Here is a 14,933-nt window from a genome sequence, read left to right as displayed (position 1 = left end):
AGGACGGATGGCGTCGCGCGGCTCGCCAGCATAGAACTCACTAGTTCACCAACTCACTAGTTCACCTAATAGTCTACCCCTTCTTTCTTCTTGAACTCGCCGTCTTTCACCTGCTTGATTAGCTGCAGCCAGCTGAAAGGGTTGAGCAGCGGGTTGTTGGTGGCGGGCGTGGGGCCCATGCCCATGCGGCGCTGCTGGTCGTACTGCTGGTTTTGCATGGTTTGGCGGTAGTTGCCCATGCTGGTTACCGGTAGGGTATTAAACATGCGGCGCATCACCTGCTCGTTTAGCTTGTCGGCGGGCGTCCGGTCACTTTCCGAGGGGGCTTTCATGGCCAGGAAGGCTTCCTTGAAGGCTTTTTCGGTGGCGTAAGGAAAAATGCGGACCTCGGGCAGAATGGTAGCATCTTCCTTGAGTTGCACAATCACGGAGTAGCTCTGGCGCTGATAATCTTCCGGGATGACCACGTACTGGTTGCGGTAGCCCAGGCTCCGGATAACGATACTGTCGCCGGCCAGTACGGGTAGCGAAAAGTAGCCGTAGGGGTTGGAAGCCGTACCCCGGCCCGCTTTGGGCACAAAGATGGCCGCGCCCGGCACGCCCAGCAGGGAGTCGCCGGAGGCCACAATGCCGGTAAACTGCACCACCCGGCGCTGGCCCTGAGCCCGCGCTTGGGTCGGCGCCAGCAGCAGCACTACCAGCAGAAACCCGAGCAGGACGGGTAAAAAAGAAATACGGATTCGAGCCACAGCAGACATACAAGGCATTACAGACGACAAAGATACGGCACTTTCAGGGGCCGCTGCCCGGTTTAGCCTAAATTCGGGCCCGCCCCATTTGGTTCGGTCCTCCTTCCCTGCTTTTGTCTAAAGATGCGCCTCAAACACTTTACCGTTGCATTTGGCCAGCAACTATTCAAGGCCCTGGGCGATGAGAGCCGGGTGCGCATCCTGCATTTGCTCTGGCGCAACCAGGAAATGTGCATCTCCGACCTGGAACAGGTGCTGGATTTCACCCAGACGAAAACCTCCCGGCAACTAGCGTACCTGAAAAATGCGGGCCTCGTGAATTTCCGCCGCCTCGACAATTGGGTATTCTATTTCATCAAGGACGAGGCCCAGGATTTTCTGCACCAACTGCTGGGCTACATGGAGCGCGACCCGCAACTGGTGCAAGACCAGAAGATTTACCAAACGCTCTGGTCGAACCGCGAACTGGCCGCGTATAAGCTGCAAAACCGCCGCTGGACCGGCTCGCCCGAACCCCGCTAAACGCGGGCGTGGGCTTTTCTCTTTCTGTCGCTTCGCTAGTTTATGAAATCTGCTTCCGCCGTTACTCGCCTGTTTGTTTGTACTGCTCAGAAAGATGAAATTGGAAAGGATGTGGCCAAGGCGCTGAAGATTGAGCTCAAAAAGCAGGGCCTCAAAAAACTCCTTACCGGCGGCGAAAAGCTTAAAGTCCGGGTGCAAACCTGCAACTGCCTCGACCTGTGCAAGCACTGCAAGAAAGGCCCCGGGGCGGCCCTGCTTATGCACCCGGAAGGCACCGTGTACGGCGACGTAAAACCCAAAGACGCCGCCGACATTGTGCGGGAACATCTGGGCGAGGGCCGTGTTGTCAAGCGGCTGCAAGTAGACTGAAGGCCCCGTACCCGCCGGCCCGGCCCGACGGACGTCAGTCGTACTACCCCATTGTTAATTTTTAATCCTCAGTTTTCAATTGAAAACGTACCGCCACCTTTTCTTTGACCTGGACCACACGCTCTGGGATTTTGAAGCCAACGCCGATGAAACCCTGCGTCACCTGTTCACACAGCACGAGCTGAGCCGGCACGGCATTAGCGTGGAGGAATTTATCCGGGTGTACTCCGACATTAACCACGGCTTGTGGCGGCTGTATCAGGGCGGTAAGATTACCCAGCAGCAGCTGCGGGTTACCCGCTTTCCGCGCACGTTCGTGAAGCTGGGCCTGCAGGAAACCGATTCGCCCGATAATATTTCGGCCCAGTTTACTGATATTCTGCCCCAGAAAACGGCCGTGTTTCCCTATACCTACGAGGTCCTGGACTACCTCCAGAATAAAGGCTACGTCCTGCACCTGATTACCAACGGCTTCAAGGACATTCAGTACGTGAAGCTTAACTCCTCCCGCCTCACCGACTACTTCCAGGAAATCGTGACGTCGGAGTGCTGTGGCCACCTGAAGCCCGATACCCGCATTTTTCAGCACGCCCTGGAGCGCACCGGCGCCACCCCGGCCGAGAGCCTGATGATTGGCGACAACTTGGAATGTGACGTGCTGGGCGCCTACAATGCCGGCATTGACCAAGTGTATTTCAACCCCGACAAGCGCCGTCACTTCGCCCAAACTACCTACGAAATCAGCTGCTTGAGCGAGTTGAAGCAGATTTTGTAGCCAACGCTGTTGCCAGCAACGTCGCCACTTCCTACCTAGGATGTGTGGTCGTTAAACTAAAAGGCCGTCATGCCGAGCGCAGTGCTGGGCTCCTCATGTGGCCGCCGGGCGCTAAGCCAACGGGTAGCTTACCTTTGCGCCCATGATACGACTGATCGGTTTTTCGGGGCGCCGCGGCAGCGGCAAAGACACCATCGCCCGCCTGCTGCAGCAGCTGCAACCGGAGCGCCGATGGCACATTCGATCCGTAGGAGAGCCGATTAAGGCCGTATGTGCCGCGTTGGCGGGCGAAGGCGTGGCTCCCTACTTTTCCCAGCAGGGTAAAGCCGAGCGCCTACCCGCCTTCGGTCGGACCCGGGGCGAAATGCTCCAGCAGGTGGGGCTGGCTCTGCGCCAGTGGGAGCCGAACATCTGGGTACAAGCCTTCTTCTCCCACTTGCCGGCGGAGCAATGCACCCTGATTCCGGATGTGCGCTTTCCCAACGAAGCCGACCTGATCCGCAGCCGCGGTGGGCTGATGCTGCGCGTGGAAGGCGACCCGCTCCACCAGCGCGGCGACGGCACCCGCGACGACCTGCACCTAAGCGAAACCGCCCTCGACGACTACCCCCACTTCGACGCCACCATCCACAACTACGGCTCATTCCAGGAGCTAGAGCAGCGGGTGCAGGAATTGATGGCGCGGGTATGAGGCTTTTGTCAAAGAAGCCAGCAGGTTGACCGAACCCTGCTGGCTGTAAGGCCATTCTTTCAGCTACTTACCGGCCCCGGCTGCTGCTCCCACGACGGCGTGCCGCCGGTTACCAGCCGTGGCCAGCCGTCCGCGTATTCCAGGCGGTCCAGGAGCATGACGCGGCGCGAAAAGCCCTGCTCCTCGTCAATGGCATCGAAGGTGGGTTGCTGGGGGTCAATGGCGTGGTAGGCCAGCCAGTCGTGGCCGGCGGCGTCGGTGATGACGCAGTTATGGCCGGGTGCGTGCCAGTGGTCATTGCCTTCCAGCAGCATGGCGTAAGGGTTGCCGGTGGCGTCGGCTAGAGTTTCGAAGGGGCCGGTGGCCGTGCGGGACCTAGCTACCAGCACGCCGTAGTGGGCATCGGGGCCGCAGCAGTTGTTGCCGGAGTAAAAGAGGTAGTACCAGCCCTGGCGCCGCACCACCCAACTGCCTTCCAGCAGCTGGTCGTAGCGGCGCGGGTCACCGGCTCCGGCGGGCGTCAGCAGCACAATTTCCTGGCTGCCGGGCGCAAAGGAAAGGCGGTCCGGAGCCAGCTCCCGCACCCGAATAGAGCCGAAACCGGAACCCCAGTACAGCAAGCATTTACCGGTGGCCGGGTCGTCAAAGGCCATTGGGTCAATTTCCAGAAAGCCCGCGCCGCACTGCAAGGGCGCACCGACATCTACGAACGGGCCGGCGGGGGTAGCGGCGGTAGCCACGGCCAGACATAAGCCCGAACCAGAATCGGGTTTGGCGGAATAATAGAGGTAGTAGACGCCGTTATGCTCGCTCACGTGCGGGGCCCAGAACTTCTGGGTGGTGTGGGCCCAGATGGGTTTCTGCGGTAGCCCTTCGCCCAGGTATTCCCACTGCACCAGATCCCGGGAGCGGGCTACCTGCAAGTTGATAATCAGGTTGCCCGGCCGCTTGGTCTGGGTGCCGTAGGCGTAGTACCAGCCATCCGAGGCCCGGATGATGGCAGGGTCGGGAAAGTCGAAGTCCCAGATGGGGTTGCGGTAGGTAGCGGCGGGGTTGGGCATTGCGCAGGAGGTAGGATGCAGACCTCTGAGCAAACGGATTCAGGCTGGCTTGGATGCTAAAAAGGCTAGAATGACCTTGACCGGAGAACCTCAAATCGGCTCATTGGCTTTAGAAGGGCTGAGGAATAATCTATTTCCGGTTGCTGGCTACCTTTGCCGCTCCCCATCCACCATCCACGCACTCACAAAACCAGTAACCAGTATGGCCAACGGCTTTTTCAACGTCCCCATTCCGATCAACGAGCCAGTTAAGGCTTACGCTCCCAACTCGCCTGAACGCACTGAGTTGCTCAAGACCTTAAAGGAGCTAAAGCAGCAGGAGCGTGATATTCCCATGCATATCGGCGGCCAGGAAGTACGCACCGGCAAAACCCAGCGCATTTTCCCACCCCACGACCACCAGCACACCCTCGGCTTCTTCCACGAGGGCGACGCTTCCCACGTGCAGCAGGCCATTGACGCCGCTCTGGCCGCCCGCACCGCGTGGGCGGAGCTGCCCTGGGAACAGCGCGCCGCCATCTTCCTGAAAGCCGCCGAACTGCTAGCCGGCCCCTACCGCGCCCGCCTGAACGCGGCTACCATGCTGGGCCAGAGCAAAAACGCCTTCCAGGCTGAAATTGACGCCGCCTGCGAGCTGATCGACTTTTTCCGCTTTAACGTGCACTTCATGCAGGAGCTCTACGGCCAACAGCCCCAGAGCCAGCCCGGCATGTGGAACCGTCTGGAGCACCGCCCCCTGGAAGGCTTCGTGTTTGCCCTCACGCCCTTCAACTTCACCTCCATTGCCGGCAACCTGCCTACCTCGGCGGCTCTGATGGGCAACGTAGTGGTGTGGAAGCCCGCCAACACCCAAATCTACTCGGCCCAGGTGCTGATGGAGCTGTTCAAGGAAGCTGGCGTGCCCGACGGTGTCATTAACCTGGTATATGTCGATGGTCCCACGGCCGGCGAGGTTATCTTCTCCCACCCGCAGTTCGCCGGCATCCACTTCACCGGCTCCACGGGCGTGTTCCAGAACATCTGGCAGACCATTGGCCAGAATATTAAGCGCTACAAGAGCTACCCCCGCATTGTGGGCGAAACCGGCGGCAAGGACTTTATTCTGGCCCACCCCTCGGCCCACGCCAAAGCGGTAGCCACGGCCATTACCCGCGGCGCCTTCGAGTACCAGGGGCAAAAGTGCTCGGCTGCTTCGCGCGTTTACCTGCCCAGCAACCTAGCCGCTGAAATTCTAGGCTACGTAAAGCAGGACCTCGCTTCGTTTAAGATGGGCGACGTAGAGGACTTCTCGAACTTCATCAACGCCGTTATCAGCGAAGCCTCGTTCGATAAGCTGGCCAAATACATTGATGGGGCCAAGGCCGACAGCAACGCTGAAATTGTGGCCGGCGGTGGCTACGACAAATCGAAGGGCTACTTCATTGAGCCCACGGTTATCGTGACCAAGGACCCCAAGTACGTGACCATGTGCGACGAGCTGTTTGGCCCCGTGGTAACAGTGTACATCTACGAGGAAGCCGAGTTCGAGCAGACCCTAGAGGTAGTGGACACCACGTCGCCCTACGCCCTGACCGGTGCCATCTTCTCCCAGGACCGCTACGCCATTGAGCTGGCCTCGAAGAAGCTGGTGCAGGCCGCCGGCAACTTCTACATCAACGACAAGCCCACCGGCGCCGTGGTGGGCCAGCAGCCCTTCGGCGGGGCCCGCGCCTCCGGCACCAACGACAAGGCCGGCTCCCTGCTGAACCTGCTGCGCTGGGTGTCGCCGCGCGCCATCAAGGAAACCTTCGTGCCGCCCGTGGATTACCGCTACCCCTTCATGGGCGTAGAAACCGGCGAAAATCTGAACGTAACCGGCCAGGGCGGTTTCTAAGCCTACCTAATTTTCGACAAAGCAAAAGCCGCTTCAGAGATTCTGAAGCGACTTTTCGGTTTTATAGAATTTATAGTAGCCTAACGCAGTAACGATAATCTTATCCTGCGGAGGGCCTTCCTGCTACCGTTTCGCTGGCGGCTGGGCCTGCATGGGGGTAATGTCCAGCTCGTCGTACATATCCTGGACCCTTAGCGTAACGCTCAACTCTGGAATCTCCAGCGTATCCGTCAGCTCCGCCAGCGGCGTGAACGACCACACCCCACTCTCCTCCCGCCGAAACCACTCGACCAAGCAGGTATGCTGCGACACGAGCAGGTAGTGCTGCAGGCTGGGGAGCTGTTTGTACTGGTTGAATTTCCAGCTCCGGTCGTGGTCGGCAGTGGAGGGCGACAGGATTTCGACAAGCAGCACTGGGCGGCGCATTACACGGTCCGAGGCTAAATCCTCTGGTTCGCAGGTCGCCATTACATCCGGATAGGTGTAGTACCGGCCTTCTTGCACGGCCAGCTGCACCCCTTCCAGAAACACCCGGCATCCTTTACCTCGCAGCGCTTGGCGCAATGCAAATGCACAGTTCTGAGCAATTAGGTTGTGCCGAGGGCTTGCACCCGACATAGCGTACACTTCTCCTTCAAAAAACTCGTGGCGCTGGTCGGCGGTTTCTTCCAGCGCCAAGTACTCTTCAACGGTGTAGCGGTGAGCGGCGGGTTGCGGGGCGGCCATGGGATAGGAAACTGGTTTCCCTCCAAAGATACACCTTTCCCTTACCGCCCGAATTCACCTTTGTTCCCAACTGCCCAAGCGCTACCTTTGCCTTCCATGCCGTTTCTGAGCGGCCTTATTCCGTCGACGCCTATGCTTCTCGCTGTTCCGACCCAGTATCAACCCGCTGACTTTCTGCCCATTATCGTGCAGTTCGTTCTGGCCATAGCTTTCGTAGCTTTTTCAATGATTGCCTCCCACTTGCTGGGGCCGCGCCGCAAGAGCGTGGTAAAGGATGAAGCCTTCGAGTGCGGCATCGAGTCGGTGGGCAACGCCCGCACCCCGATTTCGGTGAAATACTTCCTGACGGCCATCCTCTTTGTTCTCTTTGACGTGGAGGTCATCTTCATGTACCCCTGGGCCGTGAACTTCCGGGCCCTGGGCCAGGAGGGCTTCATCCAGATGATCATCTTCCTGGCCCTGCTGATGGCGGGCTTTGCCTACGTCATTAAAAAGGGCGTTTTGCGCTGGAATGAAGCCCGTTAGGGCAACCTTTAGCCCTTGGCTGGTGTTGCCTACCTGAAGCATTTCGCTTCTTCAAACTGACCGATCCTCATGGAAAATAGAGCTCCTGAAATCAAAATGGTAGACGCGCCGGACGGCCTGGAAGGCGCGGGCTTTTTCGCTACCTCCCTGGAGAAAGTGGTGGGCATGGCCCGCGCTAACTCCCTCTGGCCCCTGCCCTTCGCTACCTCTTGCTGCGGTATTGAGTTCATGGCTACCATGGGCGCCCGCTACGACATTTCCCGCTTCGGCTCGGAGCGCCCGTCCTTCTCCCCGCGCCAGGCGGACCTGCTGATGGTAATGGGTACCATTGCCAAGAAAATGGCCCCCATTGTAAAGCAGGTATACGAGCAGATGGCTGAGCCCCGCTGGGTGCTGGCCATGGGTGCCTGTGCCTCCTCGGGTGGCATTTTTGATACCTACTCCGTGCTACAGGGCATCGACCGGATCATTCCCGTGGACGTGTACGTGCCCGGCTGCCCGCCTCGCCCCGAGCAGGTACTCGACGGTCTGATGCGCATCCAGGACCTGGCCCGCAACGAATCAACTCGCCGTCGCAATTCGCCCGAGTATCAGGCCTTGCTGGCATCTTACAACATCAAGTAAGAAGCTAAGAGATAGAAGCTAGTAGCTAGAATTCGTTCTGTTACACTTCTATCGCCTGGCTTCTGTCTCCTAGCTTCTCAAAAAGAATGGCTGACCAAAACGAATCCCCGGAGGCGCAGGAAATGGCCGCAGTGCAAGACCCCGCGGCGCAGAAAAACGCCCAGCTGCTGGCTTTGCTGCACCGCTTGTTCGGGGCCGAAACCTTTACCGATGTGGAGGAGCCCTACGGCCTGCTGACGGTTACTACCACGCGGGAACGGATTCACGACATCGTTGCGGGCCTGCAGCAGGACCAGGAGTTGCAGCTTAACTTCCTGACCACCATGTGCGGCATGCACTTCCCCGACCGGGAGGGCCAGGAGTTGGGCATGGTGTATCACCTGCACAGCCTGACGCAGAATATTCGGTTGCGCCTGAAGATCTTCTTCCCGATTGCTGACCCGGTAGTTCCCACCTTGACTGACCTCTACGCTACCGCCAACTGGATGGAGCGGGAGACTTACGATTTCTACGGCATCATCTTCCCTGGCCACCCTAACCTCGTCCGTATTTTGAACGTGGACGACATGGATTATCATCCCATGCGCAAGGAATACGCCTTGGAAGATGGTACCCGCGAGGATAAAACTGACCTTTTCTTCGGCCGCTAGGCCCCGGATACCTTTATCATGGCAGTAAACGACACGCTGGAAGGCACCCGCAAAATTGTGGAAGAAGCGGAGGTACAGAGGCCTAATCTGCACCCGCTGGCGCCTTCCGTCAACGACTTTAATCAGGAGCTGACCACCCTGAACCTGGGCCCGACCCACCCTGCTACCCACGGCATCTTTCAGAACATTCTGCAGATGGACGGGGAGCGGATCGTATCGGGCGTTCCGACTATCGGCTACATCCACCGCGCGTTTGAGAAGATTGCCGAGCGCCGGCCTTTTTACCAGATTACGCCCCTGACGGACCGCATGAACTACTGTTCGTCGCCCATCAACAACATGGGGTGGCACATGACGGTAGAGAAGCTGCTAGGCGTAGAGGTGCCCAAGCGCGCTCAGTACATCCGGGTTATCCTGATGGAGCTGGCCCGCATTACCGACCACCTGATCTGCAACGGCATTCTGGGGGTTGATACTGGCGCTTTCACCGGCTTCCTCTACCTGATGGACGAGCGGGAAAAGGTGTATGAAATCTACGAGGAAGTAAGCGGCGCCCGCCTGACCACCAACATGGGCCGGGTAGGCGGCATGGAGCGCGACTTCAACGACGTGGCCATTGCCAAGCTGCGCGCCTGGTTGAAAACCTTCCCGGCCGTAATGGCCGAGTTCGAGAAGATGTTCAACCGTAACCGTATCTTCATGGACCGGGTGGTGGACGTGGGTGCCATTTCCGCTGAGCGGGCCCTGAACTACGGCTTCACCGGCCCCAACCTGCGCGCTGCCGGCGTCGACTACGACGTGCGGGTGATGAATCCCTACTCCAGCTACCAGGATTTCGAGTTTGAAATTCCAGTGGGCACCAAGGGCGACACCTACGACCGGTTTATGGTGCGCAACGAGGAAATCTGGCAGAGCCTGCGCATCATCAACCAGGCCTTGGAAAACCTACCCGAAGGCCCCTACCACGCCGACGCGCCCCACTACTACCTGCCGCCCAAGCAGGCCGTGTACAAAAACATGGAAGCCCTCATCTATCACTTCAAAATTGTGATGGGCGAGATTGAGGCCCCCGTGGGTGAGGTCTACCACTCGGTAGAAGGTGGCAACGGGGAACTAGGTTTCTACCTGGTTTCCGACGGGGGCCGCACGCCCTACCGCCTGCACTTCCGCCGGCCCTGCTTTATCTACTACCAGGCCTACACCGAAATGGTAACCGGCCAGACCCTCTCCGACGCCATCGTGACCCTGTCGTCGATGAACGTAATTGCCGGCGAGCTGGACGCGTAGTTTTTTGCTGAATTTGACCCTATGGAGACGACTGCCGTCAAGCCGCAATTTTCCGAAGCCGCCCAGGCTGAAATCAAGCGTCTGCTCACCCACTACCCCGACGACCGCCGGAAATCGGCCCTGTTGCCGGTGCTGCACATTGCCCAGGCCGAATTTGGGGGCTGGGTGAGCCCTGAAGTGCAAAACCTGGTAGCCGAGGTACTGGACATCAAGCCGATTGAGGTGTATGAGGTTTCCTCCTTCTACACCATGTTCAACCTTAAGCCAGTAGGCAAGCACGTGCTGGAAATCTGCCGGACGGGCCCCTGCATGCTGCGCGGCTCCGATGAGCTGACGGCTCACCTGGAACGCATTACCGGCGCCAAAGTAGGCGGCCCGGCTTCGGCGGATGGTTTGTTTACCTTGAAGGAGGTAGAATGCCTGGCGGCTTGCGGCTTCGCTCCTATCGTGCAGGTGCGTGAGAAGTACTACGAGCAGCTGGATACCCCAGACGCTGTGGATGCTATGCTCTCGGAATTGCGCAACCAGGTGCACCGCCCGGCTCTGCCGTGGGAAGAAACGGGTCTTCCGAACGCACTAGCCCGCAATTAAGCTGTTGGCTATTAGCATTTAGCTGATGGCCACCTGATAAGAGAATATTGTTCATCAGGACATTCCTGACTGCCTACATACCTAGCTAACAGCCAACAGCTAACAGCTACTAGCTTCGAACAAGATGGGACGCAAACTGCTGACCGAACATATTAACGTTGAAGGCATCGACACCTTCGAGGTGTACCGCAAGCACGGCGGCTACCGCTCGGTGGAAAAGGCCCTCAAAACGATGAGCCCCGATGAGGTGGTGGAAGAAGTGAAGAAGTCGGGCCTGCGGGGCCGCGGCGGCGCGGGCTTCCCTACCGGTATGAAGTGGAGCTTCCTGGCCAAGCCTGAAGGGGTGCCGCGCTACCTCGTCTGCAACGCCGACGAATCGGAGCCGGGCACCTTCAAGGACCGGCAGTTGATGTCGAAGCTGCCCCACCTGCTCATCGAGGGTATGATTACGAGCTCGTACGCGCTGGGCGCCAACACCTCGTACATCTATATCCGTGGGGAGTTGTTGTACGTACTGCGCATCCTGGAAAAGGCCATCGCTGAAGCTTACGCTAACGGTTTTCTGGGCAAGAACATTCTCGGCTCGGGCTACGACCTGGACCTGCATGTGCATCCCGGCGGCGGCGCCTACATCTGCGGTGAGGAAACTGCTTTGCTGGAATCCTTGGAAGGCAAACGGGGCAACCCGCGCAATAAGCCGCCGTTCCCGGCCATGCAGGGCTTGTATGCCCGCCCCACGGTAGTAAACAACGTAGAGTCCATTGCTGCGGTACCGGTTATCGTGAACGAGGGCGGCGACGAGTACGCCAAGATTGGCGTGGGCCGGAGCACCGGCACCAAGCTGATTTCGGCTTGCGGCCACCTCAACAAGCCTGGCATCTACGAAATCGAGCTGGGCTTGCCCGTTGAAGAGTTCATCTATTCGGATGAGTACTGCGGGGGCATTTGGAAAGGCCGGGAATTGAAGGCGGTAGTAGCCGGCGGTTCCTCCGTACCGATTCTGCCCAAGGAGCTTATCCTCAAAACCGCGGCCGGCGAAAACCGCCTTATGACTTATGAGTCGCTAAGCGACGGTGGCTTCGTGACGGGTACCATGCTCGGCTCGGGTGGCTTCATTGCCATGGACGAGACAACCTGCATTGTGCGAAACACCTGGAATTTCAGCCGCTTTTACCATCACGAGTCGTGCGGGCAATGCTCGCCCTGCCGCGAGGGGACGGGCTGGATGGAAAAGGTACTGCACCGCTTGGAGCACGGCCACGGCCACATGGAAGACATTGACCTGCTGGTAAGCGTGGCCAAGCAAATCGAGGGCAACACCATTTGCCCACTCGGTGAAGCTGCCGCTTGGCCCGTTGCTGCCGCTGTACGTCATTTCCGCCACGAGTTTGAGTGGCACGTAACGCACGCCAAGGAAGCCGCCCAACCCGGCGCCGTGTACCGCCCTAGCGCGGTACTGGTTTAATCCAGAACGTCATGCTGAGTGCAGCGAAGCATCTCGCGTGGTGTCATTGAAATAGTAATTCTAACGTCAGCACGCGAGATGCTTCGCTGCACTCAGCATGACCGACGACTTTAAAAGTCTTCATCCTAAATGGCTAAAATAACTTTCGACGGCGTTGAGGTAGAAGTTCCGGACGGAACCACTATCCTGAATGCTGCCCGCCAAATTGGGGGTAGCATTGTGCCCCCGGCCATGTGCTACTACACCCCGCTGAAAGGCTCGGGTGGTAAGTGCCGCGCCTGCCTCGTGCGGGTAGCCGCCGGCTCGGCCAAGGACCCGCGACCCATGCCCAAGCTGGTAGCCTCGTGCGTAACGCCGGTGCAGGACGGCATGGTAGTGGAAAATACTACCTCCGAGCAGGTGCTGAACGTGCGCAAGGGCATCGTGGAAATGCTGCTCATCAACCACCCGCTGGATTGCCCCGTGTGCGACCAGGCCGGGGAGTGTGACCTCCAGAACTTTGCCTTCGAGCACGGCGTGTCCACGACCCGCTACCAGGAAGAGCGCCGCACCTTCGAGAAAATTGACATTGGGCCGCTGATTCAGCTGCACATGACGCGCTGCATTCTGTGCTACCGTTGCGTGTACACGGCCAACCAGATTACCGATAATCGGGTGCACGGCGTGCTGGGCCGCGGCGACGCGGCGGAAATCGGCACCTACATCGAGAACATCATCGACAATGACTTTTCCGGCAATGTCATCGACGTGTGCCCGGTAGGCGCCCTGACTGATAAGACGTTCCGCTTTAAGTCGCGCGTGTGGTTCACGAAGCCCGTGAATGCTCACCGTGACTGTCCTAAGTGCTCCGGCAACGTAGTGCTCTGGTACAAAGGCAAGGAAGTACTCCGTACTACCGCTCGCAAGGACCAGTATGGCGAGGTGAAGGAGTGGATTTGCAACGAGTGCCGCTTCGAGAAGAAGGAAACGTCGGACTGGACGATTGAGGGCCCTGCCCACATTGACCGTTCTTCGGTAATTTCGGCCAACCACTACGAGCTGCCCGTGCTAAACCAGTCGGTTATTGCTGACCTGCCGGAAAGTACCCAGCGCGAACTGGCCCAGAATCCGCCACTCAAGCTGGGTAGCTAAGATTCAGAACGTCATGCTGAGTGCAGCGAAGCATCTCGCGTGCTGAGGTTGCCAAAGTAATTACCACGCTGGCGAGATGCTTCCTTCGTCAGCATGACAAACGTGAAAAACTAATGATTGAACTACCCGCACTAGGCTGGCAATCCATTGTCATCTTCGTTGTATTCGCGCTTTCGTTGCTGATTGCGACCTACTGCACGTACGCTGAGCGCGTTATTGCAGCCTTTCTTCAGGACCGCGTAGGTCCGGACCGCGCCGGCCCTTACGGCCTGGCTCAGCCCCTGGCCGACGCCGTGAAGATGTTTACCAAGGAAGAATTTTTTCCGGGCGGCGCCAACAAGGCTCTGTTCATTTTCGGCCCCTGCCTGGCCATGATTACGGCCCTGATGTCGTCGGCGGTAATTCCGTTTGGCAACAGCATGAGCTTCGGCAACAACGCCTTCTTTCTGCAGGGCATCGAGGTAAATATCGGTATGCTGTGGGTGTTCGGCGTCGTTTCGCTGGGCGTGTATGGCGTAATGATTGGCGGCTGGGCTTCCAACAACAAGTTTTCCTTGCTAGGTGCTGTTCGGGCGGCTTCCCAGAACATCAGCTACGAGCTAGCTATGGGCATGGCCCTGATTGCCGTACTGATGATTTCGGGCACCTTGAGCCTGCGCGACATCACCCTGCAGCAGTCGGTAGCCGGCGAGTGGCACTTCTGGAACATTGTGAAACAGCCGTTGGGCTTTATCATTTTCCTGGTGTGCGCCTTCGCCGAAACCAACCGCACGCCTTTTGACTTGCCGGAGTGCGAAACCGAGCTAGTAGGCGGTTACCACACCGAGTACTCCTCCATGAAGCTGGGCCTCTACCTGTTCGCCGAGTACGTGAACATCTTCGTGGTGTCGGCCGTGATGAGCGTGCTGTACTTCGGGGGCTTCAACTTCCCGTTTCAGTATGAGCTGCGCGACTGGTTGGTAAGCAACCAGGGCTGGGAGCTGGCTTCGGCTCAGAACCTGATTACCCTGCTGGGTACCGTTGGCTTGTTCTTGAAAATCTTTGCCTTCATCTTCTTCTTCATGTGGATTCGCTGGACCCTGCCGCGCTTCCGCTACGACCAGTTGATGCGCCTGGGCTGGACCATCCTGATTCCGCTGGCCGTTCTCAACATCCTCATCACCGGCGGGCTCATCCTGTTTGGGGTGATTAATTAACTTTCTCTGCTACCGCGTCATTCCGCACCACTAGGGGAGAATGGCACTTGGTCTGACCATATGCAACTCACAAATAGAGCCAAGAAACTAGAAAAGAAGCCCATGACCCTGGCCGAGCGGGCCTACCTGCCGGCAATTTTCCAGGGTCTGAGCATTACGATGCGTCACTTCTTCATGAAGAAGGCGACGGTTCGCTACCCCGAGGAGGTCCGCCCCTTCGCTCCTATTTTCCGGGGCCTGCACGTGCTCAAGCGTGACGAGCAGGGCCGGGAGCGGTGCACGGCCTGCGGTTTGTGCGCTGTTGCCTGCCCCGCCGAAGCCATTACTATGGTAGCCGGTGAGCGGAAGAAAGGCGAGGAAGGCCTCTACCGCGAGGAAAAGTACGCCATCAGCTACGAGGTGAACATGCTGCGCTGCATTTTCTGTGGCCTGTGCGAGGAAGCCTGCCCCAAAGCGGCGGTGTACTTGCAAGCCGACAAAATTGCGCCGCCACGGTACGAGCGGGACGAGTTTATCTACGGCAAGGACCGTCTTGTGGAGCCCGTGTCACCGGATGAGCGCTCGGTGCGTGGTATCCAGCTGACGCCGGAGCAAGCCGATGCCCTGCGTAACAAGCTTGCTCAGCAAGTCTAGTTGTTGGTTTGTGGTAGGCAGTAATTCGGGTATGTTGCCCGCCGCTGCTTACCGTTTCTCTAGCT

Annotated in this window: 17 protein-coding genes; 14 read left to right on the top strand and 3 right to left on the bottom strand. The window is 58.5% G+C overall.

The window, feature by feature from the left end; all coding sequences use genetic code 11:
- Window positions 1-65: 65 nt before the first annotated feature.
- A complete protein-coding gene (locus IEW18_RS18995; RefSeq protein WP_188559457.1) occupies window positions 66-758 on the bottom strand; it encodes a carboxypeptidase-like regulatory domain-containing protein in 693 nt (230 codons plus the stop codon).
- A 114-nt stretch (window positions 759-872) separates the two neighbouring features.
- On the opposite strand from IEW18_RS18995, the gene IEW18_RS18990 reads away from it, so the two are divergent.
- The 4 genes from IEW18_RS18990 (at window position 873) to IEW18_RS18975 (ending at window position 3,106) form a co-directional block, all read left to right on the top strand.
- Complete coding sequence (locus IEW18_RS18990; protein ID WP_188559456.1) at window positions 873-1,271, top strand: ArsR/SmtB family transcription factor; 399 nt, start codon at window positions 873-875, stop codon at window positions 1,269-1,271.
- A gap of 42 nt (window positions 1,272-1,313) precedes the next feature.
- A complete protein-coding gene (locus tag IEW18_RS18985) occupies window positions 1,314-1,640 on the top strand; it encodes a (2Fe-2S) ferredoxin domain-containing protein (protein WP_188559455.1) in 327 nt (108 codons plus the stop codon).
- A 79-nt stretch (window positions 1,641-1,719) separates the two neighbouring features.
- A complete protein-coding gene (locus IEW18_RS18980) occupies window positions 1,720-2,415 on the top strand; it encodes a YjjG family noncanonical pyrimidine nucleotidase (RefSeq protein WP_188559454.1) in 696 nt (231 codons plus the stop codon).
- Between the two features lie 142 nt (window positions 2,416-2,557).
- Window positions 2,558-3,106: a hypothetical protein gene (locus IEW18_RS18975; RefSeq protein WP_188559453.1), complete on the top strand. Its 549-nt coding sequence runs from the start codon at window positions 2,558-2,560 to the stop codon at window positions 3,104-3,106.
- A gap of 59 nt (window positions 3,107-3,165) precedes the next feature.
- Here the strand turns inward: IEW18_RS18975 and IEW18_RS18970 are convergent, their stop codons facing one another.
- Window positions 3,166-4,167 (bottom strand): glycoside hydrolase family 43 protein, encoded by a 1,002-nt coding sequence (locus IEW18_RS18970; protein ID WP_188559452.1) that lies wholly within the window; start codon window positions 4,165-4,167, stop codon window positions 3,166-3,168.
- 202 nt (window positions 4,168-4,369) lie between these two features.
- Here IEW18_RS18970 and pruA point away from each other — a divergent pair, with 202 nt between their 5' ends.
- Complete coding sequence (pruA, locus tag IEW18_RS18965) at window positions 4,370-6,040, top strand: L-glutamate gamma-semialdehyde dehydrogenase (RefSeq protein ID WP_188559451.1); 1,671 nt, start codon at window positions 4,370-4,372, stop codon at window positions 6,038-6,040.
- 123 nt (window positions 6,041-6,163) lie between these two features.
- Here the strand turns inward: pruA and IEW18_RS18960 are convergent, their stop codons facing one another.
- Window positions 6,164-6,766, bottom strand: a complete 603-nt coding sequence (locus IEW18_RS18960) for a Uma2 family endonuclease (protein ID WP_188559450.1) — start codon at window positions 6,764-6,766, stop codon at window positions 6,164-6,166.
- A gap of 132 nt (window positions 6,767-6,898) precedes the next feature.
- Between IEW18_RS18960 and IEW18_RS18955 the strand changes: the two genes are divergently transcribed.
- The 9 genes from IEW18_RS18955 (at window position 6,899) to IEW18_RS18915 (ending at window position 14,868) form a co-directional block, all read left to right on the top strand.
- Window positions 6,899-7,291 (top strand): NADH-quinone oxidoreductase subunit A, encoded by a 393-nt coding sequence (locus IEW18_RS18955; protein WP_188559449.1) that lies wholly within the window; start codon window positions 6,899-6,901, stop codon window positions 7,289-7,291.
- 69 nt (window positions 7,292-7,360) lie between these two features.
- The gene (locus tag IEW18_RS18950; protein WP_308428074.1) at window positions 7,361-7,915 is read left to right on the top strand and encodes an NADH-quinone oxidoreductase subunit B; all 555 of its coding nucleotides are present in this window, start codon (window positions 7,361-7,363) and stop codon (window positions 7,913-7,915) included.
- Window positions 7,916-8,001: 86 nt separating this feature from the next.
- Entirely contained in the window at window positions 8,002-8,565 is a 564-nt protein-coding gene (locus IEW18_RS18945; RefSeq protein ID WP_188559448.1) for an NADH-quinone oxidoreductase subunit C, read from the top strand.
- Window positions 8,566-8,583: 18 nt separating this feature from the next.
- Window positions 8,584-9,852, top strand: a complete 1,269-nt coding sequence (locus IEW18_RS18940) for an NADH-quinone oxidoreductase subunit D (protein WP_188559447.1) — start codon at window positions 8,584-8,586, stop codon at window positions 9,850-9,852.
- 21 nt (window positions 9,853-9,873) lie between these two features.
- Window positions 9,874-10,443, top strand: a complete 570-nt coding sequence (locus tag IEW18_RS18935; RefSeq protein ID WP_188559446.1) for an NADH-quinone oxidoreductase subunit NuoE family protein — start codon at window positions 9,874-9,876, stop codon at window positions 10,441-10,443.
- A 124-nt stretch (window positions 10,444-10,567) separates the two neighbouring features.
- Window positions 10,568-11,908, top strand: coding sequence for an NADH-quinone oxidoreductase subunit NuoF (nuoF, locus tag IEW18_RS18930; RefSeq protein ID WP_188559445.1), 1,341 nt, complete (start codon window positions 10,568-10,570; stop codon window positions 11,906-11,908).
- A 129-nt stretch (window positions 11,909-12,037) separates the two neighbouring features.
- Window positions 12,038-13,039, top strand: coding sequence for an NADH-quinone oxidoreductase subunit G (locus IEW18_RS18925; RefSeq protein ID WP_188559444.1), 1,002 nt, complete (start codon window positions 12,038-12,040; stop codon window positions 13,037-13,039).
- A 113-nt stretch (window positions 13,040-13,152) separates the two neighbouring features.
- Window positions 13,153-14,235 (top strand): NADH-quinone oxidoreductase subunit NuoH, encoded by a 1,083-nt coding sequence (nuoH, locus tag IEW18_RS18920; protein ID WP_188559443.1) that lies wholly within the window; start codon window positions 13,153-13,155, stop codon window positions 14,233-14,235.
- Window positions 14,236-14,295: 60 nt separating this feature from the next.
- The gene (locus IEW18_RS18915; RefSeq protein WP_188559442.1) at window positions 14,296-14,868 is read left to right on the top strand and encodes a NuoI/complex I 23 kDa subunit family protein; all 573 of its coding nucleotides are present in this window, start codon (window positions 14,296-14,298) and stop codon (window positions 14,866-14,868) included.
- Window positions 14,869-14,933: the final 65 nt, after the last annotated feature.

It is taken from the genome of Hymenobacter glacieicola (assembly GCF_014640315.1).
GTDB lineage: Bacteria > Bacteroidota > Bacteroidia > Cytophagales > Hymenobacteraceae > Hymenobacter > Hymenobacter glacieicola.
This window is presented reverse-complemented; position numbering and strand designations above follow the sequence as displayed.